Genomic DNA, 23,262 nt, shown 5'->3' on the forward strand with positions numbered 1-23,262 from the left:
CTGCTTACGTTTCCGGATGTGGGTACTTTTCCTGAACAGGCTTATAACCGTCGATTGAGCTCATTAATTCGTCCAGATCCGGCAATTTCCCACTCATTTGGAAGTTGTAGGTGCCTTTCAGGTTGATGTTGTACCAGGCAACTGGGGAGGCTTGATTTGACGATCTGGATTTTTTCATCATCCTTCTGATATTCAAAGCTAGTCAGCAACTGACTGAGTATGGCCGAGTTAAAGTAGATTATAGCGTTGGTAACCAGGCGAGCACATTCGTTCCACAGTTGGATCTCCTCATCCGAGCTGCCGCGGAACTGATCACCATTGACGTTGCTGATTGCACGACGCAGTTGGTGGTAAGCCTCGCCTCGATTGAGTGCTCGCTGAACGTAGTCGCGCAGACTGACGTCATCGATGTAGTTGAGTAAATAATTCGCTTTCACCATACGATTGTATTCCGTTAGTGCCCCGAGTAACGGGTGGCTGCTTTTGTAACCTGAGAGCTTTCTAACCAATGTCGCTTGCGTTGTTTTGCGTTCATAAAGTGAGATCATGATCCGTTGTATAGTATCCCAGTGAGCCGCGATGAGCTTGGTGTTGATGGGCTTTTTCAGACTCAATTGGATTTTCTTATCCTTGTCTTCTTTGACATCGAACATCTCATTGATGACACGACCCACCTGAGCATAGCGTGGAGCAAAGCTGTACCCAAAGAGATCTAGCAATGCGAAGTTGATGTGATTGACTCCGTGCGTATCGGTAGACAGTACGTCTGGCACGATCTCGGAACTATTGTTCATCAGTAGATCGAAGATGTAGTGGGACTCGTGCTCGTTAGCACCGATCACACGAGCATTGATGGCCGCATGATTGGCGATCAAGCTCATGGCCGACACGCCTTTTTGCGTGCCAAAGTATTTTGACGAGTAACGTGTTTTAAATGTCTCACGCCGGGATTCGAACTTCTGACCATCAGCACTGGCGTGGATAACATCTTCTTGGATATTGTAGTGCTTGAAGATCGGAAGCTTAGCCGTTGCGTTGTTGATGCGATCGTTGGCTGCGTTCAGTGTTTCTAACCTCAGATAGTTCGCCTGAATGGTGCTGAGCTGATCGTAAGTGCGATCGGATATTTGAGCGATACCATAAATGCCTTGGTTGGTCGCGTTGCCCACCAAGATAGCCAACAGGTCATACTCGTGTGCTCGGCTCTTCGACTGTGCACCCAGTACATGCTTAAAGTCATCAAGGAAGCCTGTGTCGCGATCGACCATTCGCAACACATCGGCAACGCCAGTCGTGGGTAGTTGCTGGAAGAACGGATTATTGACCAAGTACTTTTTGTTGGCCGTGGGTAAGCGCCAATGGCGCTTTCCTTTGGGGTTTCTCAGGATAATATTTCGGTTGTCATCGTGTTCTAGATAGTGACTCACTTCTTGTAATCTAACACCCAGGTTTTTGGCCATTTGGTCAATGAGTTTGTTGGGATTGGCGGCTAATTTAGGCAACTGGGTGCGCTCTAATAGCGCGTCTTTTTCTTCTGTCCATCGCTCACGATTGACTAGATCAGCCTCCAAAAGCCCTGTATTTAAACACATTTGGCAGTGTGAGCTGGCCATTCAACCGATTGGGGATTTGCAAGTAAAGGAACCATTCGTACCGACCTTTATTCATCACGCCGCTCGAGTCTTGCATGAACGACAATTGCTTCTTGGTAGGCAAGCGGCTATCCATTGCGCCGATTGAGATTTCACCATCGGCGATAAGATCACGCTGCGCACGATGCAGTGTAGCTGCCAGGCGCTGTGTTTTTTCACCGCCTTCAAAGTGCAAGCACAGGAATAGATCACGAAGTAAGCCTTCTCGTAAGCTCACCCGGTGATCGAAGTACTGCCACGTGGCCTCTTCAACCGATCGCTTTTGATCATTCAAAAACAGGCAAACGGATTCCAGATCTTTCGCCGCTAGAAGTTTAAAAGCATGCTGCCGTAACGCCCCAAACGGTTGTTGTTGATCTACTCTGTCGTCGATAAAAAGACGCAACACTTGCGCCGCTTTACTGACGTTACTCGCAGCTCGTTGCCAGTCTTGATAAACAGATTCTCTCGCGTATATTTTGGCTTTCTGTTTTCTTTGAAAAAGATGATGAACAAAGCCATCGGCTATTCGTTCCAGTGCCTGTTGCCAACGCGATTGCAAATAGCACAACAAGTAGAGGCGTTGATAACCAACAGGTTGGCGTTTTAGTTTGGCACCATAGTAAGTCACTCTTTCAGCAAAGTACTGCTGATTCTTCAACGATATTGATAGCTGACTTAAAACCTCATCGACTTCTAGCATCCAAGATTGAATGTGCTGATGTACGGCGAGTTCTTTTTGCAACTCACTCCTTGTAATGTTCTTAGCCGCCATTCTTAACCGCCGTAGAGTCAGTGGGTCATTGCCTTCGACAAAGTCAGACAACATAGAAGTCAAGTCAACAGAGATGAGGTCTTCGAGTTGGCGAATGAGTTGATCGTTGGTAGCACTGACGACATCACTGATCAAGTCTTGCAAAACTGAGTACCCAGGAATGCTAATTTTTTGTGCCGCTAAGTATTCAATAGCCCTGTCAAACAACGCTCGCGGTTGAGCCCATGCTTGTGCGTGTTCGCGAAGGTCTATTGTCAGCGCGGCGCTGTGCCGTTCGTTCTCCCAGCGTTGATGGTTTGTTAATTCGTATATGCGATGATAGATACGCACACGAGTTTTTTGAGTTAGATTGAAGGGACTCAGACCGGAACCGGGAAACACTTCTGAGCAGACATATTTAATATCATGCTTGATCTGGTGGTAGCCGGGACTCAAAGAAATGGGCTTCACTTTAAAGTAGCCGAGCAACACAACGAACATGCAGCGTTGATCACGCCTGCGAATCTTCTGGCACTGGGCCAATTCGATATCATTGAGTGTGAAGAAGAATCGTTGATCGTTTTGATTGAGTGCTGGCGGGCCGAACAAGTCAACAATTTCCGCTTCGGTGAGGATCTTGAGTCGTTTCTCTGTGGTCATAATCGTTACCTAAAGGCCACGATTCTAGCCAAATTACCCTAAAATGTTCGGAAATCGAAAAGTACCCCTCTCGGGAAACGTAGGCGGGGAAAGGGATCTAGCCGTTTATGTCCGTTTACGAGGGAAAATCCCTAGGACCCCACCTTCGGGACAATCCGCCATCGAACCAAGCGTTCCAAGGGCTGCCTATCGCGTGACGGCATGCTATACACATGATGTTCAAACCCGGCCTGTGTGCCGAGAAGAAGTGGAGACGATTACGGGGTTTCGATTACCTGGCGAAGGTGATAACCGGAATCAAATTTAACGAGGGTGTTGAGGTAGCAAGAGTCGATCAGGTCGCCGCTTGATTCAACTGGCTAAGCACCAGATTTGACTATAACTCGGATATTCTTGCCTCGAGCCAATCCACGGGTATTACTTTTACCACGGTACAAAAGTTTGTACTGCTGGGGGGGACTAGCCACACCATTCTCAGCAAACGGCGCAATATTGTGATGGCGAGTGATGAGGGCTCACCGGAGTCAGTATGGTGATAAAGCCAAATTAAACCTTAAAATAAGTAATGGATTAGCAGGTTACCGAACTGATAAAGTTGGGTGATTGTTTATACCGCGAAGTTCAGATTGAGCAGGCAGTTATCATCTGGGAAATTGCGACTAATCCGGATCCCGCTAAGGACAATATAGCAAACAAGCATAGATCGAGCATTGAAGCTGTTAGGTAGGTTACAGGAGATCAGGGGACAGTGATTCCCTCTTTGGCCAGTATGGCGACGAGCCGGATCAGTGGTAGGCCAATCAGTGTATTCGGGTCATCTCCCTCCAAATATTCGAGTAGTGCGATTCCCAAGCCTTCCGATTTAAAACTTCCTGCGCAGTTATAAGGTTTTTCCGCATCAAGGTAGCGTTCTATCTGTTGTTGTTCGAGTACTCTAAAATGGACGTAAAAGGGTTCGCACAAGCTTTGGCGCTTTCCAGAGGCGCTGTTGTGCAGGCAGAGGCCGGTATAAAAAAAGACGTGTTTTCCAGATGCACGCTGCAATTGCTCAATAGCACTCTGACGATTTTCTGGCTTCCCAAGAATTTTTCCATCGATGCATGCCACTTGGTCGGAGCCGATTATCAGGCTGTCAGGGAAGTCTGTGGCAACCGCTAGCGCTTTCTCTTCAGCAAGCCGAGAGACAAGTGCCTGAGGAGACTCTTCCGGTTTTGCCGATTCATCGATATCAGGGGTGGCCGTTGAGAAAGGGAGTCCAAGCTTTTCGAGCAAGGCTTTGCGAAAGGGCGATGTAGAAGCTAGAACCAGCCTGATTTTTTCTGAATGGCTTTTCATCTATGCTGCTTTGTGAATTGATAAACGATTCAAAGTGTTAACAGAAACTGGTAAAAACAGCGCTGTTTTTTTTGGTCAGAATTCAGACAGTGAGTAAACCGGCTGTCACCTTATATCGTCTAAGCTGCTTTGGCCATCGAGAATCGGTACTACTTACTTCTTGCGCGGGATTGAAATACAAAAAACAGAGGCTGCCCTAGTTAATCAGCTAAATTTGTCTTTAACCCATTGATTCATCTGTTTTAACTGACTTTCTGGCATCACTGTTATTAAATCGCCATTCAAATTCCTTCAAAAAGGGATGAAAATGGTCTTCTGGTACCCCATTAAATTGACGCATATGCCGCTTTGCCTGGTTCCAAACATTCTCTATTCTGTTAATGCGGTTAGGCTTGTTTGCAAATAGCTTACTGTGGTTTATTCGATGGCGCTTAAATTCTGAGACATCAATACATTATAGCTTCTCCATGCGTCAGTATAGCAATAGTGTCGGGCTTTACACCTGTTGCCTAAATTATAAGCATTAACGTTCTGACTTTAGCATCTGGAACAATAACGGTAAATACCTTATTGTTGCGCTTTAGTAAGTCAAATACAGGAACTTTACCGACTGCGCCTTGACCTCCTTTTCCTTTGCGCCTACCACCAAAATAACTTTCGTCTGCTTCTATTTCTCCGTCCAGCAATTCCAAATGCTCACTGTAGTCATAGATAACCTGTCTAAGTCGATGAAAGCAATATCCCGTCATTGCTTCATTGGTGCCAACTAAAGAGGCGGCTGTTCGTGCTATTGTGCCCGCTATAAATAGCTCGATTAATCGACTTTGTTTGTACCTACTTAATCTGCTCTTTCCCACTTTGGGGTCCTAGGGATTTTCCCTCGTAAACGGACATAAACGGCTAGATCCCATGCCCTGCTTACGTTTCCGGATGTGGGTACTTTTCCTGAACAGGCTTATAACCGTCGATTGAGCTCATTAATTCGTCCAGATCCGGCAATTTCCCACTCATTTGGAAGTTGTAGGTGCCTTTCAGGTTGATGTTGTACCAGGCAACTGGGGAGGCTTGATTTGACGATCTGGATTTTTTCATCATCCTTCTGATATTCAAAGCTAGTCAGCAACTGACTGAGTATGGCCGAGTTAAAGTAGATTATAGCGTTGGTAACCAGGCGAGCACATTCGTTCCACAGTTGGATCTCCTCATCCGAGCTGCCGCGGAACTGATCACCATTGACGTTGCTGATTGCACGACGCAGTTGGTGGTAAGCCTCGCCTCGATTGAGTGCTCGCTGAACGTAGTCGCGCAGACTGACGTCATCGATGTAGTTGAGTAAATAATTCGCTTTCACCATACGATTGTATTCCGTTAGTGCCCCGAGTAACGGGTGGCTGCTTTTGTAACCTGAGAGCTTTCTAACCAATGTCGCTTGCGTTGTTTTGCGTTCATAAAGTGAGATCATGATCCGTTGTATAGTATCCCAGTGAGCCGCGATGAGCTTGGTGTTGATGGGCTTTTTCAGACTCAATTGGATTTTCTTATCCTTGTCTTCTTTGACATCGAACATCTCATTGATGACACGACCCACCTGAGCATAGCGTGGAGCAAAGCTGTACCCAAAGAGATCTAGCAATGCGAAGTTGATGTGATTGACTCCGTGCGTATCGGTAGACAGTACGTCTGGCACGATCTCGGAACTATTGTTCATCAGTAGATCGAAGATGTAGTGGGACTCGTGCTCGTTAGCACCGATCACACGAGCATTGATGGCCGCATGATTGGCGATCAAGCTCATGGCCGACACGCCTTTTTGCGTGCCAAAGTATTTTGACGAGTAACGTGTTTTAAATGTCTCACGCCGGGATTCGAACTTCTGACCATCAGCACTGGCGTGGATAACATCTTCTTGGATATTGTAGTGCTTGAAGATCGGAAGCTTAGCCGTTGCGTTGTTGATGCGATCGTTGGCTGCGTTCAGTGTTTCTAACCTCAGATAGTTCGCCTGAATGGTGCTGAGCTGATCGTAAGTGCGATCGGATATTTGAGCGATACCATAAATGCCTTGGTTGGTCGCGTTGCCCACCAAGATAGCCAACAGGTCATACTCGTGTGCTCGGCTCTTCGACTGTGCACCCAGTACATGCTTAAAGTCATCAAGGAAGCCTGTGTCGCGATCGACCATTCGCAACACATCGGCAACGCCAGTCGTGGGTAGTTGCTGGAAGAACGGATTATTGACCAAGTACTTTTTGTTGGCCGTGGGTAAGCGCCAATGGCGCTTTCCTTTGGGGTTTCTCAGGATAATATTTCGGTTGTCATCGTGTTCTAGATAGTGACTCACTTCTTGTAATCTAACACCCAGGTTTTTGGCCATTTGGTCAATGAGTTTGTTGGGATTGGCGGCTAATTTAGGCAACTGGGTGCGCTCTAATAGCGCGTCTTTTTCTTCTGTCCATCGCTCACGATTGACTAGATCAGCCTCCAAAGCCCTGTATTTAAACACATTTGGCAGTGTGAGCTGGCCATTCAACCGATTGGGGATTTGCAAGTAAAGGAACCATTCGTACCGACCTTTATTCATCACGCCGCTCGAGTCTTGCATGAACGACAATTGCTTCTTGGTAGGCAAGCGGCTATCCATTGCGCCGATTGAGATTTCACCATCGGCGATAAGATCACGCTGCGCACGATGCAGTGTAGCTGCCAGGCGCTGTGTTTTTTCACCGCCTTCAAAGTGCAAGCACAGGAATAGATCACGAAGTAAGCCTTCTCGTAAGCTCACCCGGTGATCGAAGTACTGCCACGTGGCCTCTTCAACCGATCGCTTTTGATCATTCAAAAACAGGCAAACGGATTCCAGATCTTTCGCCGCTAGAAGTTTAAAAGCATGCTGCCGTAACGCCCCAAACGGTTGTTGTTGATCTACTCTGTCGTCGATAAAAAGACGCAACACTTGCGCCGCTTTACTGACGTTACTCGCAGCTCGTTGCCAGTCTTGATAAACAGATTCTCTCGCGTATATTTTGGCTTTCTGTTTTCTTTGAAAAAGATGATGAACAAAGCCATCGGCTATTCGTTCCAGTGCCTGTTGCCAACGCGATTGCAAATAGCACAACAAGTAGAGGCGTTGATAACCAACAGGTTGGCGTTTTAGTTTGGCACCATAGTAAGTCACTCTTTCAGCAAAGTACTGCTGATTCTTCAACGATATTGATAGCTGACTTAAAACCTCATCGACTTCTAGCATCCAAGATTGAATGTGCTGATGTACGGCGAGTTCTTTTTGCAACTCACTCCTTGTAATGTTCTTAGCCGCCATTCTTAACCGCCGTAGAGTCAGTGGGTCATTGCCTTCGACAAAGTCAGACAACATAGAAGTCAAGTCAACAGAGATGAGGTCTTCGAGTTGGCGAATGAGTTGATCGTTGGTAGCACTGACGACATCACTGATCAAGTCTTGCAAAACTGAGTACCCAGGAATGCTAATTTTTTGTGCCGCTAAGTATTCAATAGCCCTGTCAAACAACGCTCGCGGTTGAGCCCATGCTTGTGCGTGTTCGCGAAGGTCTATTGTCAGCGCGGCGCTGTGCCGTTCGTTCTCCCAGCGTTGATGGTTTGTTAATTCGTATATGCGATGATAGATACGCACACGAGTTTTTTGAGTTAGATTGAAAGGGACTCAGACCGGAACCGGGAAACACTTCTGAGCAGACATATTTAATATCATGCTTGATCTGGTGGTAGCCGGGACTCAAAGAAATGGGCTTCACTTTAAAGTAGCCGAGCAACACAACGAACATGCAGCGTTGATCACGCCTGCGAATCTTCTGGCACTGGGCCAATTCGATATCATTGAGTGTGAAGAAGAATCGTTGATCGTTTTGATTGAGTGCTGGCGGGCCGAACAAGTCAACAATTTCCGCTTCGGTGAGGATCTTGAGTCGTTTCTCTGTGGTCATAATCGTTACCTAAAGGCCACGATTCTAGCCAAATTACCCTAAAATGTTCGGAAATCGAAAAGTACCCCTCTCGGGAAACGTAGGCGGGGAAAGGGATCTAGCCGTTTATGTCCGTTTACGAGGGAAAATCCCTAGGACCCCACCTTCGGGACAATCCGCCATCGAACCAAGCGTTCCAAGGGCTGCCTATCGCGTGACGGCATGCTATACACATGATGTTCAAACCCGGCCTGTGTGCCGAGAAGAAGTGGAGACGATTACGGGGTTTCGATTACCTGGCGAAGGTGATAACCGGAATCAAATTTAACGAGGGTGTTGAGGTAGCAAGAGTCGATCAGGTCGCCGCTTGATTCAACTGGCTAAGCACCAGATTTGACTATAACTCGGATATTCTTGCCTCGAGCCAATCCACGGGTATTACTTTTACCACGGTACAAAAGTTTGTACTGCTGGGGGGGACTAGCCACACCATTCTCAGCAAACGGCGCAATATTGTGATGGCGAGTGATGAGGCTCACCGGAGTCAGTATGGTGATAAAGCCAAATTAAACCTTAAAATAAGTAATGGATTAGCAGGTTACCGAACTGATAAAGTTGGGTGATTGTTTATACCGCGAAGTTCAGATTGAGCAGGCAGTTATCATCTGGGAAATTGCGACTAATCCGGATCCCGCTAAGGACAATATAGCAAACAAGCATAGATCGAGCATTGAAGCTGTTAGGTAGGTTACAGGAGATCAGGGGACAGTGATTCCCTCTTTGGCCAGTATGGCGACGAGCCGGATCAGTGGTAGGCCAATCAGTGTATTCGGGTCATCTCCCTCCAAATATTCGAGTAGTGCGATTCCCAAGCCTTCCGATTTAAAACTTCCTGCGCAGTTATAAGGTTTTTCCGCATCAAGGTAGCGTTCTATCTGTTGTTGTTCGAGTACTCTAAAATGGACGTAAAAGGGTTCGCACAAGCTTTGGCGCTTTCCAGAGGCGCTGTTGTGCAGGCAGAGGCCGGTATAAAAAGTTACGTGTTTTCCAGATGCACGCTGCAATTGCTCAATAGCACTCTGACGATTTTCTGGCTTCCCAAGAATTTTTCCATCGATGCATGCCACTTGGTCGGAGCCGATTATCAGGCTGTCAGGGAAGTCTGTGGCAACCGCTAGCGCTTTCTCTTCAGCAAGCCGAGAGACAAGTGCCTGAGGAGACTCTTCCGGTTTTGCCGATTCATCGATATCAGGGGTGGCCGTTGAGAAAGGGAGTCCAAGCTTTTCGAGCAAGGCTTTGCGAAAGGGCGATGTAGAAGCTAGAACCAGCCTGATTTTTTCTGAATGGCTTTTCATCTATGCTGCTTTGTGAATTGATAAACGATTCAAAGTGTTAACAGAAACTGGTAAAAACAGCGCTGTTTTTTTTGGTCAGAATTCAGACAGTGAGTAAACCGGCTGTCACCTTATATCGTCTAAGCTGCTTTGGCCATCGAGAATCGGTACTACTTACTTCTTGCGCGGGATTGAAATACAAAAAACAGAGGCTGCCCTAGTTAATCAGCTAAATTTGTCTTTAACCCATTGATTCATCTGTTTTAACTGACTTTCTGGCATCACTGTTATTAAATCGCCATTCAAATTCCTTCAAAAAGGGATGAAAATGGTCTTCTGGTACCCCATTAAATTGACGCATATGCCGCTTTGCCTGGTTCCAAACATTCTCTATTCTGTTAGCGGTTAGGCTTGTTTGCAAATAGCTTACTGTGGTTTATTCGATGGCGCTTAAATTCTGAGACATCAATACATTATAGCTTCTCCATGCGTCAGTATAGCAATAGTGTCGGGCTTTACACCTGTTGCCTAAATTATAAGCATTAACGTTCTGACTTTAGCATCTGGAACAATAACGGTAAATACCTTATTGTTGCGCTTTAGTAAGTCAAATACAGGAACTTTACCGACTGCGCCTTGACCTCCTTTTCCTTTGCGCCTACCACCAAAATAACTTTCGTCTGCTTCTATTTCTCCGTCCAGCAATTCCAAATGCTCACTGTAGTCATAGATAACCTGTCTAAGTCGATGAAAGCAATATCCCGTCATTGCTTCATTGGTGCCAACTAAAGAGGCGGCTGTTCGTGCTATTGTGCCCGCTATAAATAGCTCGATTAATCGACTTTGTTTGTACCTACTTAATCTGCTCTTTCCCACTTTGCTATCCTAAAATAATTTATTTTTATCTAGGATAGCCCCAACTTCAATTTTTTAGACCATCCTTAAGAGGGCCTCTGATCAATTGGTGAATCGGTGCCTGATGGCTGAAATCTCCCAGCTCTGCGTTGAAAATCTTGCCAATAGTCGGCTATTATCGCCTTTATACTGGAAGATTTTAACTCGTCATCCATCTGATTCAGAATTAATCAGAGGTTCCTTAGTGTTAATGCAATCCTCCCTGATAAAAGGCCCATCACAAATTAGAGTTCTCCGGTTAAACTAACCACAGACAGGAGAACGAAGATAAAGAAGAGCAGACATACCGAAAGCCAGATTATCCGTATTTTGAAGGAAGTAGAGGGCGGTAGGAAGGTGAAGGAGGTCTGCCGGGAATAGGGTATATCCGATGCCACCTACTACAACTGGAAGAGAAAATATGGTGGTAGGCATCAGATATCAAGCGTCTAAAAGAGCTTGAAAATGAGAACAGGCGTCTCAAGCAGATGTTCGCCAATTTAAGCCTGAACATGCCGCACTTAAGGATGTCATTGAAAAAAAGCTCTAAAGCCAGCTGAGAAGCGCGAACTGGTTGATTATCTGCAAGACGAGCATGTTCTGACTCAACGTGCAGCCTGCAGGGTGATCAATATTAGTTGAAGCAGTTATAACTATATACAGAACGGGACCGGCCCGTTATAGATGCACTGCAACAGCTGGCGACGAAACAACCAACGTATGGATTTGGTTTGATGTTCGACACGCTCCGGCGTGAAGGAAAGCCCTGGAACCATAAGCGGGTATACTGCATATACAAGCTACTGAAGCTTAATTTCAGACGCAAGGGTAAAAAGTAGTTGCCTAACCGTAATCCTCAGCCGCTGGTTGTTCCGGAGGCAATGAATCAATTATGGTCAATGGATTTTATGAGTGATTCACTGATGACCGGAAGGCGTTTTAGAACATTCAACATTGTGATTATCTTTTTTGTGTCTGTCATGATTGATTCTTGTTATCAGTAAATGGTTGATCTGCTCTGGTCAAGTCGAACCGGACACATTCAATTGAGACAGTTCATAGTTAATCGGTGACAAACTACCATTGGCAGTGTGTAACCGATCTTTGTTGTAGTAGCGGATGTAATCCGCGACATCGTACTTCATGTGCTCTCGTGTAGGTTGAGACACTTTTAAAATCCAGTCATGCTTCAAGCTGCCAAAAAAACGTTCAACTACCGCATTGTCCCAACAAGCACCTACATCTCCCATCGACGAGCGTAGGCCATGATTTTCTAATAAATGTCGGTGCGACTTGCTCGTGTACTGTGATCCGCGATCACTGTGAAACACTAAACCCTTGTTAGGTTGGCGTAGGTTAACGGCTTTTATCAACGCTTTCTTCACCAGATTAGTCGTCATGCGTTTATCTATGGACCAGCCAACAATACGCCGTGAATATAAATCCATGACAATGGCTAAATAATCGATCCTGAAATATTTATAACGCAATGATTTATATAAAATAAGCGTCTAAATTTGATAAAATAAACGTCCGAGAAAGGGGTAAAAGCAGAGAAAAACTGGACGAAACAGAGGTGGATAATTGAGCAAACCCAAGACAGCCAATCCCAACCAGCAAAGTTTCCTGCACCAGAACTTACTGGATCAGCTGAACCCCAAGCATCCACTTTTGCTATTAGTCAGACAGATAGACTGGTCATATTTTGATGCTGAATTTGCCCCGCTTTATTCTCATCTTGGAAAGCCCTCAAAACCCATCCGCCTAATGGTGGATCTCTCGATACTCAAGCATCTGGAAGACCTCAGTGACGAGGTTCTGATTCAACGCTGGATACAAAATCCCTACTAAAGGAAGTAAAAATTCTCAAGCTTCCCACCCGATTTGCCACACATCCGAGGAATCGTAAAAAGGCACGTAAGGCCGTCAAGCGATTAAAGACCATCAGCGGCCGATTACTGCGTGAAATACAGCGTAAGATGACCGGAGAACAACAGAAATTCTATGCAGAAAAGTTCGCCCTGTACCAGCGCATGCTGAATCAGAAGCGTGCTGATAAAAACAAGTTGTACAGCCTACATGAACCTCATGTTTACTGTATGAGCAAAGGCAAGGCCCAGCAGCGTTATGAGTTTGGCACCAAGGCATCAATCACCACCACAAGGGACGCGGGCATTGTGATTGGTGCCCTGGCTTTTGAGAAGAATGTATTTGATGGTCACACCGTACCTGAGGTCTTGGCACAGGTGAAACGTCTCATCAATCGAGTACCCAAAGTGGGTATTGCTGATTGACCTTCCCCCCATCTTAATACCAAGACTTGGATGAGATAATTCATTCTAAGCGGCCCTATTCACAAAGGCCACAGGTGACAAATAATTTAATGCGCTATGAGGCCGCACGTGATTGTAGTGCTCTCGCCATTGATCAATTTCATGTCTAGCGTCATCAATGGACCTGAACCAATGCTGATTTAAGCATTCATTTCTGAATTTACCGTTTAAGCTTTCTACAAACGCATTCTGAGTAGGCTTACCTGGCTGAATAAAACCTAGCTTAACGCCACTTTCTTTTTGCCAGTAGAACATCGCCTTGCTAGTAAACTCAGTACCGTTGTCGCAGATTATTTGATCCGGAGCGCTCCTTAGCTCAATCACCTGAGTTAAAAAACGAGCGACCTGGTGACCATTGATCGAGAAGTCAGAGAGCTGGCCAATAACTTCTCTTGAGTAATCATCAATCACATTAAATACTCGAAAGCGGCGACCATTAGCCAACTGATCACTGACAAAATCCATTGACCAGCGTATATTTTTACCAATGGGCATAATCGTTGGCATTCTTGGTCGTATTATCTTCTTGCGTTTTTTAGTCCTCACTTGAAGACCTTCTTCGTTATAGACTCGGTAGGTCCGCTTCTTGTTTTTCACAAGCCCCTCTCCTCTCAGGAGGCCATGTAAAAACAAATAACCATAACTCGGATGCTTTTTTGCCAGCTCAAGTAACCGTTTGCGTAGAGGCTCATCTTTTCCCCATTGAGTAACGTACCGAAAAGCGGTTCTACTTAAGCCTACTAATAGGCAAGCTCTACGCTCACTTAATTTGAACCGCGACTTAAGGTAGCTCACGATTTGTTTTCTATCAGCAGGCTTTACCACTTTTTTGAGAGCACATCCTTCATCGCCTCAGCTTCAAGCATTTTCTCGGCAAGTAACTTCTTAAGCTTGTTATTTTCGCTTTCAAGCTCTTTGAGCCGTTTGGCTTCTGAGACATCCATCCCGGCGTATTTGCTTCGCCAGTTATAAAAGCACCCGGTTGAAATGCCGAACTGACGACAAATGTCATCAACTTTTACCCCTGACTCATGCTGCTTGATGGCACCAATAATTTGCTCTTCTCTGTAACGCTTCTTCTTCATCTTGAGATCTCCTAATACACAGACTAATTGGAAATCTCATCCTTGTCATGGCTCTATTTCTGGGGGAAAGGTCAGGGCAAATCAAAGGTTAATGACACCCAGATAGTAACGCCAAAGGCTGCTAGGAAGAATACCTCAGGAGAAGCCATGGCATTAGCCAGAAAACGTTTCAGAAGACGAGCTGGCATTGAGCCTGTGGTCACTTAAAGAGTGACCACAGGCTAAAAAGGAACTTTCTTAAAGGCTTTGCCGGGGATCAGATTAACTTGCTTATGGCGGCGGCTGCCTTCAACTTCAGAAAATGGATGAGGGAGGTTCTTTTTGTGCTGAAAAATATCATGTCCATACTGTTGTTCCTGTTTGCAAAACAGAAACAACAGTATTATTAAGTGCCTGGAATGAATATTTCAGGATCGACTAAATACATCCACCCTTCGCCTGTTCTTAAGTAGGTAATATCACCGGCCAAAACATCATTGGCGGCGACCGGATTAAAGTTCTGATTCAATAAGTTATCCGCTACTGCATCGCTATGCTGACGGTTTGTCGTGACTCTATAGGCGGTACGCTGTGTGACGCGCAGCCCTAGCTTACGCATCACAGTTTTCGTTCGATAGCGGCCAATAGAGAAGCCTTCTTCGCGCAGTTTTTTCATTAGCTCTCTGGAGCCCAGACTTTGGCGGCTTGCTGCAAACAAGGCTTTAGCTCGGCGATAAAGCTGTAACTCTTCAGCGCTGATTAACAGGGCAGGCCGCTTAACCCACGCGTAGTAGCTTGATCGACTCAATCCAACCATTTGGCATAAGTGGTTAACCGGCAACTGGGCTGAGTGACACTGAATAAACTGATGCTTTATTTCATTTTCGATACGTAGGTGCTTATTCTCTCTGCGTAATCGGTGAAGCTCCGTCCGCTCATCGGCTGATAACGCACCGTCTTGTTTTGAGGCTTCAATCTTTGTTTTACAATCATAGAGTTGATTTGCTCGAATACCCAGTGTATTTAGCCGCCTCAGCGACCGAATAACCTTGATCTGTCACCAATCCAATCGCTTCTTCTTTAAAGGCTTGAAAGTTTTCCAGTAAGCCCAATGTTTTTAAACGATGATTACGGTCGGTAGCCAGGTCTTTTACGCCCATGGTTTTTCCACGCACATAAAACTCTAACCCCACCTCTTTTAAGGCAGTAAAAAAAGCCTCCTTGGTATCACACTGAACTAAAAATTCCCTGTAGTTTAGCTTTGAGTAAGTCACGCTCTGGTGTTTTTCCAGTACGGCGTTTTTGTTCTGCACCTTTATTCGATAGCTTTTCACCGGCTTCATTTGTTGATAACAACAGTTTGTTCCAGCTCAGAATAATTTTTTAATACCCGATATTCGAGTTCTTTCTTAATTTTGTCAAACTGTGATTTGGCAAGACGGATCTTTTTTGACTCCACACTCACATCGGAACTGATTAATAAATGGTAGCGAAGATGATCATCATGGTCATCGTGTAGGGTGCCAAACACGAGATTGTGCGTTGCTCAACGTTGGGCATATTGGTAGGCAATATCGCGCAATATTTCCTTTTATTTTTTATCATCCAGCTTTTCGGCTTTGGTGATGGAGAGAATTCCATGATAAAGATAGTTGCCATTTTTGCGCCTAGCGACATAGGCAGCATTGCTTAAAAATTCCTGCTCAATATCATCCTGTTTACGGCTGTAGGTATTCTGGTAAACATTGTACTGCTCGTCAGACTTATCAATATCTGACATGTACTCGATTAACTGGCCGAAGGAAGGCTTCTTACGAGACATGGATTTAATGATCATCGTCTCGTTGTCCCCCTTCTAAAATACGCCCCTCGGTATAGCTCTGAATCACATCATCCAATTGCTTGAGATATTGCAGTAAATTGTTTTCGTCACTCATGGTCATGTTACGCACGGTATTAGAGTAGTAAGCTATTTGATTACGTTGTTGGCAATATTGTGAATAGCAAATAGAAGGGTTTTGAGCTCGGTTTTAATCTCTTCAGGGATGCGGACTTGTTCTTCCAGTCCTGCCAGAGCGAGTTGTTTGATATACGAGGTGACTTTTACATTTTCGGCTTTTGAGACACGAGAAAAAGCGCGGTATTCATCTTGATTGAATGTCAGATTGACGCGCTTGGCTTGGGATTTATACTGCTCCCTGTATTGCTGTTGGTATTCTCTCCTTTTTTCGTTCATAGCGGGTCATTAGGGTCTACTGAGGTTTGGATTGTAAGTCGGCAATGACTTTTTCTTGGGTCTGGATTAATTCACTGGCGATAAACTGCATAAAGGGATTAATGTCACCACTATCTGCTTGCTTTAGTGCATCCAAATACAAACGCTTTTTCTCCGTGCGGATCACTGCTGGGAAAAATCTTGTTTCATTAAAATGAGGTTCATTAAGATACGAGAACCACTCCCATTACCATCATCAAAGGCATGTATTCTGACAAGGTTGTAATGGATAAGGGCTGCAATAATAATTGGATGGTGTTGGTCAATATTTTCAGTGAGCCAATTCACTAACGCTTCCATTTGATCCGGCACCTGTAACGGCTCAACATACCAATGGATGGAACCATCCGCCTAAACTACATGATTAGGTTATTTTTTGTATTCGTCCGGATGGGCTTTCTTTTTGACACGTTGCCATTGCGGGCTCATGGCTTCGGCGTGGTTCTGCGCATCGGTAAAATCTTTTAATGGTTTACCTTCAACGGTTAAACCTTCCGTCAAGAAAAAGTGAGTTTCACCACGGCTGAGTGTACAACCTTCAATGGTGTTGGAGTTATATGTCCAATCGACCCTGAGTTTAGATACAATCGTTGGCCATAAATCAGGATTGACTTCTTTAGCTGCTTGAAGACGTTCATGCAACGTATCTTCCAGCACTAACAGGCTGTTCAGTTCTGGTGTATCGGGAACAGCATACAAACCAGCAGGCGCTTTGTCTGCGTTTTCCTGACTGGCAATATCTGCTTCTTTATCTTTTGGTGTGTTCATGGTTTTGTAATCATTTATTTAATTAGGCTTTTGTCACGATAGATAGGATTCAATCTTTTTGAAAAAATAGTAACCTTTATCTTTTGCTTCTTCGTTCTGGTCGGCTGACATGAATTGCAGATATTCAAACAAGGCATCTTTAACTTTCTGAGTAATGAATAGTTCAAAGGGTTTGCTATCACCGTCAGCAACACCGCGATATTCCCCTAGAATGCGGTAATACTCCTGCCTTTTATCCATCTCTGAATCAATAATCATGATGGGATAACCTTGTTGTAATAAGTACAAGTTCATCACTAAACGTGAGGTACGGCCATTACCATCAATAAATGGATGAATATTTACCAGTCGTTGGTGTAGGTGTGCTGCCATTTCAACCGGATGCATGGTATCTTTATTTTCGTTATAGAAAATAAAATAATCTTCCACCAACTTGTTCAATAAGTAAGCATCGGGAAACTCATGTTTTTTCCTGTCTGACTGCAAGATAAAAACAGGCTGCCTACGGTAGCTTCCAGCATCACGATCTCGAATACCTTTTAGAATCAGGTTATGAATATTGAGCAATATACGCTCAGTGAATTGGCTATCTCTACCATCACCCCCTTCAACAAAGTCACGGATGTAATGAATGGCATCCTGATGATTGATAGCCTCTAAATGGTCATTCAAGAGTTTTCCGCCGATGGTTAAACCCTTTTCGATGACATGTAGGGTCTCATCCAATGTAAGGGAATTACCCTCGATACGATTGGATTCATAGGTGTACCGAATATCCCATGCCTCCTGCATGTCCATGATCGTTTCAGGTGCAATGGGGCGAAAGCTGTCAAGGCAGTGTTTTAAATCGGTCAATTGACTATAGAGTGTTGGCAAGTCATCCGTTTCTGGCCACACTGTAGCCAAATCAAATTTGGCGTTGAGTTGATTGTTTTTTTCCATGATCGTATGAAGTAATGATTTAAAAGTTTCTTTGATACCAGAAAGCTCCTGTTGCTCCGCTGGAGCAACAGGAATTAAAGGATCGGTGTTATCTTTCTGGTTGACCATTAGCAGCTACTTGAAAGTTGATATAAACCCTATTTTTATTCAAAATCTGCCAATGTCAAACCTTTAGGGGGATTGAAGGGGGAATTTTTATTAAAATATCCCTCACGGGTTCCAAGGGCTGGCCTTTGGCAAGATGCAAGTTCATGCCAGTCTTCTGCCTGATTTTCACTGTGTGAAGACCCGGACAGCTTACGCTGTTCGTTACGAACTTGCAATCTTGCGCGCGCCCCTGTACCAACCTGCCAGACCTGTTCGTGACGAACACCTTTGCATTCTACAGATTTCGTAAATTTTCACTGACCTTTCCCCCAGAAATAGAGCCATGACAAGGATGAGATTTCCAATTAGTCTGTGTATTAGGAGATCTCAAGATGAAGAAGAAGCGTTACAGAGAAGAGCAAATTATTGGTGCCATCAAGCAGCATGAGTCAGGGGTAAAAGTTGATGACATTTGTCGTCAGTTCGGCATTTCAACCGGGTGCTTTTATAACTGGCGAAGCAAATACGCCGGGATGGATGTCTCAGAAGCCAAACGGCTCAAAGAGCTTGAAAGCGAAAATAACAAGCTTAAGAAGTTACTTGCCGAGAAAATGCTTGAAGCTGAGGCGATGAAGGATGTGCTCTCAAAAAAGTGGTAAAGCCTGCTGATAGAAAACAAATCGTGAGCTACCTTAAGTCGCGGTTCAAATTAAGTGAGCGTAGAGCTTGCCTATTAGTAGGCTTAAGTAGAACCGCTTTTCGGTACGTTACTCAATGGGGAAAAGATGAGCCTCTACGCAAACGGTTACTTGAGCTGGCAAAAAAGCATCCGAGTTATGGTTATTTGTTTTTACATGGCCTCCTGAGAGGAGAGGGGCTTGTGAAAAACAAGAAGCGGACCTACCGAGTCTATAACGAAGAAGGTCTTCAAGTGAGGACTAAAAAACGCAAGAAGATAATACGACCAAGAATGCCAACGATTATGCCCATTGGTAAAAATATACGCTGGTCAATGGATTTTGTCAGTGATCAGTTGGCTAATGGTCGCCGCTTTCGAGTATTTAATGTGATTGATGATTACTCAAGAGAAGTTATTGGCCAGCTCTCTGACTTCTCGATCAATGGTCACCAGGTCGCTCGTTTTTTAACTCAGGTGATTGAGCTAAGGAGCGCTCCGGATCAAATAATCTGCGACAACGGTACTGAGTTTACTAGCAAGGCGATGTTCTACTGGCAAAAAGAAAGTGGCGTTAAGCTAGGTTTTATTCAGCCAGGTAAGCCTACTCAGAATGCGTTTGTAGAAAGCTTAAACGGTAAATTCAGAAATGAATGCTTAAATCAGCATTGGTTCAGGTCCATTGATGACGCTAGACATGAAATTGATCAATGGCGAGAGCACTACAATCACGTGCGGCCTCATAGCGCATTAAATTATTTGTCACCTGTGGCCTTTGTGAATAGGGCCGCTTAGAATGAATTATCTCATCCAAGTCTTGGTATTAAGATGGGGGGAAGGTCAGTCCATACTGTTCTGGTTTAATTGATTTGGACACTTGAATAAAAGACAATACCGTTGATTATCGTAGCGGATATGAATCAAAAACGAGTTTACAAGAGTTACCCTCAAGCCTTTAAAGAAGAAGCAGTTGGATTGGTGACAGATCAAGGTTATTCGGTCGCTGAGGCGGCTAAATCACTGGGTATTCGAGCAAATCAACTCTATGATTGCAAAACAAAGATTGAAGCCTCAAAACAAGACGGTGCGTTATCAGCCGATGAGCGGACGGAGCTTCACCGATTACGCAGAGAGAATAAGCACCTACGTATTGAAAAGGACATATTAAAAAAGGCTTCAGCTTGAATCAGAACTTTAATCCGGTCGCCGCCAATGATGTTTGGGCCGGTGATATTACCTACTTAAGAACAGGCGAAGGGTGGATGTATTTAGTCGACCCTGAAATATTGATAACGTAATGATTTATATAAAATAAGCGTCAGGAGCAACAGAAAGCACTTGGCAATACCGTAATTATTGGGCCTTCTGGCTCAGGTAAAACTGTCGTTCAGGCTTTCATGCTCGCCCAAGCACAGAAGTATGAACCAACCTGTGTCATCTTTGATAAGGATCGTGGTCTGGAACTCTTCGTCCGAGCAATGGGTGGTACCTATCTTCCATTGAAAAAGGGAGAAAAAACCGGCTTCAATCCATTCAAAATAGCATCTACACCGCGCAATATCCATTTCCTCGAAACACTGGTTAAAAAACTGGTCACGGATTGGTGCCCACCAATTAAAAGTACAAGAGGAGCGAGATCACAAGTGCCGTGAATGGGGTTATGACTGAACTAAAATCAGAAAACCGTCGTCTGTCATCGGTATTAGCCTATCTCGACAAAACCGATCCGGAAGGGGCTGGATCCCGGCTTCGTCGCTGGTGTGAAATAACCGACATTGGTTAGGCAGGCTCGCTGGCCTGGGTATTCGATAACCCTGAGGATAATCTGGAATTTGGCAGTAAAAGGCTGTTCGGTTTTGATGTCACTGAATTCCTCGACCATGCAGAGATCCGGACACCGATTATGATGTATCTCTTCCATCGAATGGAAGAGTTGATTGACGGTCGTCGTTTCATGGCCTTTGTGGACGAATTCTGGAAGTTATTGCTCGATGAGTATTTTGAGGACTTCGCCAACAACAAGCTAAAGACTATCCGTAAACAGAATGGGTTCCTGGTCCTAGGTACACAAAGCCCTAGAGATGTACTGAATTCACCAATTGCCCACTCCATTATTGAGCAGTGTGCAACGATGATTCTATTGCCAAATCCAAAGGCATCCGAAGCCGACTATGTAGAAGGTTTCAAATTATCGCACCGGGAATACCAGATCATCCGAGAAGAAATGCCTGAGGGTCCCCATCGTTTTCTGGTGAAACAGGGGCACAACAGCGTTATTGCCGAACTGAACCTACAGGGATTCAACGACGAACTGGCAATCTTGTCTGGCACTACTGACACGGTAAATCTAGCCGAACGAATCATCAAAGAGGTAGGCGAAGAGCCAAGCAACTAGATTCCCGAATTTCACCGGCAAAGAAAGGCTTGAGAAGAAATGAAAAAGAACATCGTAGCAGCATTCGCCATGGTAACCAGTACCGCCCAGGCTAGCGGTATTCCTGTGGTTGATATCGCGAACCTGACTCAATCGATTACCCAAGTCACCCACATGGTCGAACAGATCAGCAAACTCCAGGCGCAACTGGAGAAGGCCCAGCAGCTCCTGGATTCTATCAATGGAGCCAGAGGATATGGCAGTTTTGCGCCCATCTCCTACGATACGGCACTTTCGACGAACCCGGAAAATACATTGAAATCCTATGGCATTAACACTGCCAGTCACTGGGGTTTAGATGGCAAGACAGCAAAAATTTACAACGCAGACAACAAAAATGCAGCGATCTATTTGGAAAGATCACAAACCGCACTCACTCAGTCCAAAGGGCGGTTTAGCACTATCAACGGACTAGTCAGAGCCATTGATGGAGCAGAAGATCAGAAAGACATCATGGATCTACAAGCAAGGATTGCTGGAGAACGAGCGGATAAAACTCGCTGCGCTCAAGGCGGAAGCTCGAGGCGCGGAAAGAAATGCAGCGGCGAGAAAACATACAGCGGCGCCTGTATTTCGCTAGGTCGTCCACATTACTAGGAGCGGTTGCGGCTACGACAAAGAAGAGAAAACAAAAACAGTAGATTGGTATAAGGCAAATAAAGCAGAAAGAGAAGAGAAGCTAGCTGAGTGCAGCAATAATCCTGGTGAACTAAGGAAAACACCAAACTGCGTAAATGCTGCAATTGCGGCGCGTCAGAATTTCTCTAGGCCATCCACTTATTTACTTGGTAAGGGAAACACCAAACTACAGTGAAACTATTTCAAGACCTCCAAACACAGGTTGATACTGCGCTAAGCACGTATGTATCGACTGCCTCAGCAGAGGTCATCATCTGGCTAACACCTATTTTTACCAATTTGGTGATTATTTATGTAGCACTGTGGGGCTTTGCACACCTGCAGGGGAGAATTGAAGAACCAATCAACGAGGGTTTTAAGAGAATTTTACGGATCACGATTATATTAGGGGTCCTAGGGATTTTCCCTCGTAAACGGACATAAACGGCTAGATCCCTTTCCCCGCCTACGTTTCCCGAGAGGGGTACTTTTCGATTTCCGAACATTTTAGGGTAATTTGGCTAGAATCGTGGCCTTTAGGTAACGATTATGACCACAGAGAAACGACTCAAGATCCTCACCGAAGCGGAAATTGTTGACTTGTTCGGCCCGCCAGCACTCAATCAAAACGATCAACGATTCTTCTTCACACTCAATGATATCGAATTGGCCCAGTGCCAGAAGATTCGCAGGCGTGATCAACGCTGCATGTTCGTTGTGTTGCTCGGCTACTTTAAAGTGAAGCCCATTTCTTTGAGTCCCGGCTACCACCAGATCAAGCATGATATTAAATATGTCTGCTCAGAAGTGTTTCCCGGTTCCGGTCTGAGTCCCTTCAATCTAACTCAAAAAACTCGTGTGCGTATCTATCATCGCATATACGAATTAACAAACCATCAACGCTGGGAGAACGAACGGCACAGCGCCGCGCTGACAATAGACCTTCGCGAACACGCACAAGCATGGGCTCAACCGCGAGCGTTGTTTGACAGGGCTATTGAATACTTAGCGGCACAAAAAATTAGCATTCCTGGGTACTCAGTTTTGCAAGACTTGATCAGTGATGTCGTCAGTGCTACCAACGATCAACTCATTCGCCAACTCGAAGACCTCATCTCTGTTGACTTGACTTCTATGTTGTCTGACTTTGTCGAAGGCAATGACCCACTGACTCTACGGCGGTTAAGAATGGCGGCTAAGAACATTACAAGGAGTGAGTTGCAAAAAGAACTCGCCGTACATCAGCACATTCAATCTTGGATGCTAGAAGTCGATGAGGTTTTAAGTCAGCTATCAATATCGTTGAAGAATCAGCAGTACTTTGCTGAAAGAGTGACTTACTATGGTGCCAAACTAAAACGCCAACCTGTTGGTTATCAACGCCTCTACTTGTTGTGCTATTTGCAATCGCGTTGGCAACAGGCACTGGAACGAATAGCCGATGGCTTTGTTCATCATCTTTTTCAAAGAAAACAGAAAGGGGTCCTAGGGATTTTCCCTCGTAAACGGACATAAACGG

At 45.0% G+C, this 23,262-nt stretch carries 21 protein-coding genes and 12 pseudogenes; 16 read left to right on the forward strand and 17 right to left on the reverse strand.

Going from position 1 to position 23,262, the window contains the following annotated elements; all coding sequences use genetic code 11:
- Positions 1-4 precede the first annotated feature (4 nt).
- A pseudogene (locus MN084_RS09510) lies at positions 5-3,045 on the reverse strand (Tn3 family transposase).
- Between the two features lie 135 nt (positions 3,046-3,180).
- Between MN084_RS09510 and MN084_RS09515 the strand changes: the two are divergent.
- Positions 3,181-3,395: pseudogene (locus MN084_RS09515) on the forward strand (IS256 family transposase); the annotation flags it as partial.
- 388 nt (positions 3,396-3,783) lie between these two features.
- On the opposite strand, the gene MN084_RS09520 reads toward MN084_RS09515, so the two are convergent.
- The 3 genes and pseudogenes from MN084_RS09520 to MN084_RS09530 all read right to left on the reverse strand — a co-directional run bounded on the left by MN084_RS09520 (position 3,784) and on the right by MN084_RS09530 (position 8,339).
- Positions 3,784-4,380: a Maf family protein gene (locus MN084_RS09520; protein WP_330177994.1), complete on the reverse strand. Its 597-nt coding sequence runs from the start codon at positions 4,378-4,380 to the stop codon at positions 3,784-3,786.
- A gap of 220 nt (positions 4,381-4,600) precedes the next feature.
- Positions 4,601-5,237 (reverse strand): annotated as a pseudogene (locus MN084_RS09525) (IS1595 family transposase).
- A gap of 61 nt (positions 5,238-5,298) precedes the next feature.
- Positions 5,299-8,339 (reverse strand): annotated as a pseudogene (locus MN084_RS09530) (Tn3 family transposase).
- A 135-nt stretch (positions 8,340-8,474) separates the two neighbouring features.
- Between MN084_RS09530 and MN084_RS09535 the strand changes: the two are divergent.
- A pseudogene (locus tag MN084_RS09535) lies at positions 8,475-8,689 on the forward strand (IS256 family transposase); the annotation flags it as partial.
- A gap of 36 nt (positions 8,690-8,725) precedes the next feature.
- Positions 8,726-8,908, forward strand: a pseudogene (locus MN084_RS09540) (hypothetical protein); the annotation flags it as partial.
- A gap of 168 nt (positions 8,909-9,076) precedes the next feature.
- Here the strand turns inward: MN084_RS09540 and MN084_RS09545 are convergent.
- Both MN084_RS09545 and MN084_RS09550 read right to left on the reverse strand, forming a co-directional pair.
- Positions 9,077-9,673: a Maf family protein gene (locus MN084_RS09545; protein ID WP_330177995.1), complete on the reverse strand. Its 597-nt coding sequence runs from the start codon at positions 9,671-9,673 to the stop codon at positions 9,077-9,079.
- Between the two features lie 220 nt (positions 9,674-9,893).
- Positions 9,894-10,528 (reverse strand): annotated as a pseudogene (locus MN084_RS09550) (IS1595 family transposase).
- A gap of 306 nt (positions 10,529-10,834) precedes the next feature.
- On the opposite strand from MN084_RS09550, the pseudogene MN084_RS09555 reads away from it, so the two are divergent.
- Positions 10,835-11,505 (forward strand): annotated as a pseudogene (locus MN084_RS09555) (transposase); the annotation flags it as partial.
- A gap of 63 nt (positions 11,506-11,568) precedes the next feature.
- On the opposite strand, the pseudogene MN084_RS09560 reads toward MN084_RS09555, so the two are convergent.
- Positions 11,569-12,009: pseudogene (locus tag MN084_RS09560) on the reverse strand (IS3 family transposase); the annotation flags it as partial.
- 121 nt (positions 12,010-12,130) lie between these two features.
- Between MN084_RS09560 and MN084_RS09565 the strand changes: the two are divergent.
- Together MN084_RS09565 and MN084_RS09570 are read left to right on the forward strand one after the other, a co-directional pair.
- On the forward strand, positions 12,131-12,397 hold the full coding sequence (locus MN084_RS09565; protein WP_330177996.1) for a hypothetical protein: 267 nt from the start codon (positions 12,131-12,133) through the stop codon (positions 12,395-12,397).
- Positions 12,398-12,525: 128 nt separating this feature from the next.
- Positions 12,526-12,840: a hypothetical protein gene (locus MN084_RS09570; RefSeq protein WP_330177974.1), complete on the forward strand. Its 315-nt coding sequence runs from the start codon at positions 12,526-12,528 to the stop codon at positions 12,838-12,840.
- A gap of 45 nt (positions 12,841-12,885) precedes the next feature.
- On the opposite strand, the gene MN084_RS09575 is transcribed toward MN084_RS09570, so the two are convergent.
- Positions 12,886-13,964 (reverse strand): IS3 family transposase gene (locus MN084_RS09575; RefSeq protein WP_241085135.1). Its coding sequence is split into 2 segments (ribosomal slippage): positions 12,886-13,712 and positions 13,712-13,964, totalling 1,080 coding nucleotides; the frame shifts between segments, so codons are not numbered across the junction.
- A 42-nt stretch (positions 13,965-14,006) separates the two neighbouring features.
- Here MN084_RS09575 and MN084_RS19620 point away from each other — a divergent pair.
- Together MN084_RS19620 and MN084_RS09580 are read left to right on the forward strand one after the other, a co-directional pair.
- On the forward strand, positions 14,007-14,171 hold the full coding sequence (locus MN084_RS19620) for a hypothetical protein (protein WP_445083813.1): 165 nt from the start codon (positions 14,007-14,009) through the stop codon (positions 14,169-14,171).
- Positions 14,162-14,353, forward strand: a pseudogene (locus tag MN084_RS09580) (hypothetical protein); the annotation flags it as partial. The gene MN084_RS19620 and the pseudogene MN084_RS09580, both read left to right, overlap by 10 nt.
- 29 nt (positions 14,354-14,382) lie before the next feature.
- On the opposite strand, the pseudogene MN084_RS09585 reads toward MN084_RS09580, so the two are convergent.
- The 8 genes and pseudogenes from MN084_RS09585 to MN084_RS09620 all read right to left on the reverse strand — a co-directional run.
- Positions 14,383-14,862, reverse strand: a pseudogene (locus MN084_RS09585) (IS3 family transposase); the annotation flags it as partial.
- A 70-nt stretch (positions 14,863-14,932) separates the two neighbouring features.
- On the reverse strand, positions 14,933-15,286 hold the full coding sequence (locus MN084_RS09590; RefSeq protein WP_330177976.1) for a hypothetical protein: 354 nt from the start codon (positions 15,284-15,286) through the stop codon (positions 14,933-14,935).
- Positions 15,287-15,534: 248 nt separating this feature from the next.
- Positions 15,535-15,780, reverse strand: coding sequence for a hypothetical protein (locus MN084_RS09595; RefSeq protein WP_330177977.1), 246 nt, complete (start codon positions 15,778-15,780; stop codon positions 15,535-15,537).
- 132 nt (positions 15,781-15,912) lie between these two features.
- Entirely contained in the window at positions 15,913-16,179 is a 267-nt protein-coding gene (locus MN084_RS09600; RefSeq protein ID WP_330177997.1) for a hypothetical protein, read from the reverse strand.
- A gap of 16 nt (positions 16,180-16,195) precedes the next feature.
- Positions 16,196-16,345 (reverse strand): hypothetical protein, encoded by a 150-nt coding sequence (locus tag MN084_RS09605; protein ID WP_330177979.1) that lies wholly within the window; start codon positions 16,343-16,345, stop codon positions 16,196-16,198.
- Entirely contained in the window at positions 16,342-16,530 is a 189-nt protein-coding gene (locus tag MN084_RS09610; protein ID WP_330177980.1) for a Fic family protein, read from the reverse strand. Before MN084_RS09610 ends, MN084_RS09605 begins: the two co-directional genes overlap by 4 nt.
- Before the next feature lie 57 nt (positions 16,531-16,587).
- On the reverse strand, positions 16,588-16,986 hold the full coding sequence (locus tag MN084_RS09615) for a hypothetical protein (protein ID WP_330177981.1): 399 nt from the start codon (positions 16,984-16,986) through the stop codon (positions 16,588-16,590).
- Positions 16,987-17,019: 33 nt separating this feature from the next.
- Positions 17,020-18,036, reverse strand: a complete 1,017-nt coding sequence (locus MN084_RS09620; protein WP_330177982.1) for a Fic family protein — start codon at positions 18,034-18,036, stop codon at positions 17,020-17,022.
- A gap of 371 nt (positions 18,037-18,407) precedes the next feature.
- On the opposite strand from MN084_RS09620, the gene MN084_RS09625 reads away from it, so the two are divergent.
- The 3 genes and pseudogenes from MN084_RS09625 to MN084_RS09635 all read left to right on the forward strand — a co-directional run bounded on the left by MN084_RS09625 (position 18,408) and on the right by MN084_RS09635 (position 20,343).
- Positions 18,408-19,486 (forward strand): IS3 family transposase gene (locus MN084_RS09625; RefSeq protein WP_241085135.1). Its coding sequence is split into 2 segments (ribosomal slippage): positions 18,408-18,660 and positions 18,660-19,486, totalling 1,080 coding nucleotides; the frame shifts between segments, so codons are not numbered across the junction.
- A 120-nt stretch (positions 19,487-19,606) separates the two neighbouring features.
- Positions 19,607-19,864, forward strand: a pseudogene (locus MN084_RS09630) (transposase); the annotation flags it as partial.
- Positions 19,865-20,046: 182 nt separating this feature from the next.
- On the forward strand, positions 20,047-20,343 hold the full coding sequence (locus tag MN084_RS09635) for a TraG/VirB4 family ATPase (protein ID WP_330178544.1): 297 nt from the start codon (positions 20,047-20,049) through the stop codon (positions 20,341-20,343).
- Between the two features lie 50 nt (positions 20,344-20,393).
- Here MN084_RS09635 and MN084_RS09640 read toward each other — a convergent pair whose 3' ends face one another.
- Positions 20,394-20,573 (reverse strand): hypothetical protein, encoded by a 180-nt coding sequence (locus tag MN084_RS09640; RefSeq protein ID WP_330177998.1) that lies wholly within the window; start codon positions 20,571-20,573, stop codon positions 20,394-20,396.
- Here MN084_RS09640 and MN084_RS09645 point away from each other — a divergent pair.
- The 5 genes from MN084_RS09645 (at position 20,538) to MN084_RS09660 (ending at position 23,258) form a co-directional block, all read left to right on the forward strand.
- The gene (locus tag MN084_RS09645; RefSeq protein ID WP_330178545.1) at positions 20,538-21,086 is read left to right on the forward strand and encodes a TraG/VirB4 family ATPase; all 549 of its coding nucleotides are present in this window, start codon (positions 20,538-20,540) and stop codon (positions 21,084-21,086) included. The genes MN084_RS09640 and MN084_RS09645 overlap by 36 nt on opposite strands.
- Positions 21,087-21,125: 39 nt before the next feature.
- Positions 21,126-21,722 (forward strand): type IV secretion system protein, encoded by a 597-nt coding sequence (locus MN084_RS09650; RefSeq protein ID WP_330177999.1) that lies wholly within the window; start codon positions 21,126-21,128, stop codon positions 21,720-21,722.
- Positions 21,715-21,939 carry an EexN family lipoprotein gene (locus MN084_RS09655; protein ID WP_330178538.1) on the forward strand — a complete coding sequence of 75 codons (225 nt, stop codon included), beginning with the start codon at positions 21,715-21,717 and terminating at the stop codon, positions 21,937-21,939. Before MN084_RS09650 ends, MN084_RS09655 begins: the two co-directional genes overlap by 8 nt.
- A 107-nt stretch (positions 21,940-22,046) precedes the next feature.
- Positions 22,047-22,187 (forward strand): type IV secretion system protein, encoded by a 141-nt coding sequence (locus MN084_RS19625; RefSeq protein ID WP_445083957.1) that lies wholly within the window; start codon positions 22,047-22,049, stop codon positions 22,185-22,187.
- 105 nt (positions 22,188-22,292) lie between these two features.
- Complete coding sequence (locus MN084_RS09660; RefSeq protein WP_330178000.1) at positions 22,293-23,258, forward strand: DUF4158 domain-containing protein; 966 nt, start codon at positions 22,293-22,295, stop codon at positions 23,256-23,258.
- The last annotated feature ends 4 nt before the right edge of the window (positions 23,259-23,262 follow it).

Source organism: Candidatus Vondammii sp. HM_W22 (assembly GCF_022530855.2).
GTDB lineage: Bacteria > Pseudomonadota > Gammaproteobacteria > Chromatiales > Chromatiaceae > Vondammii.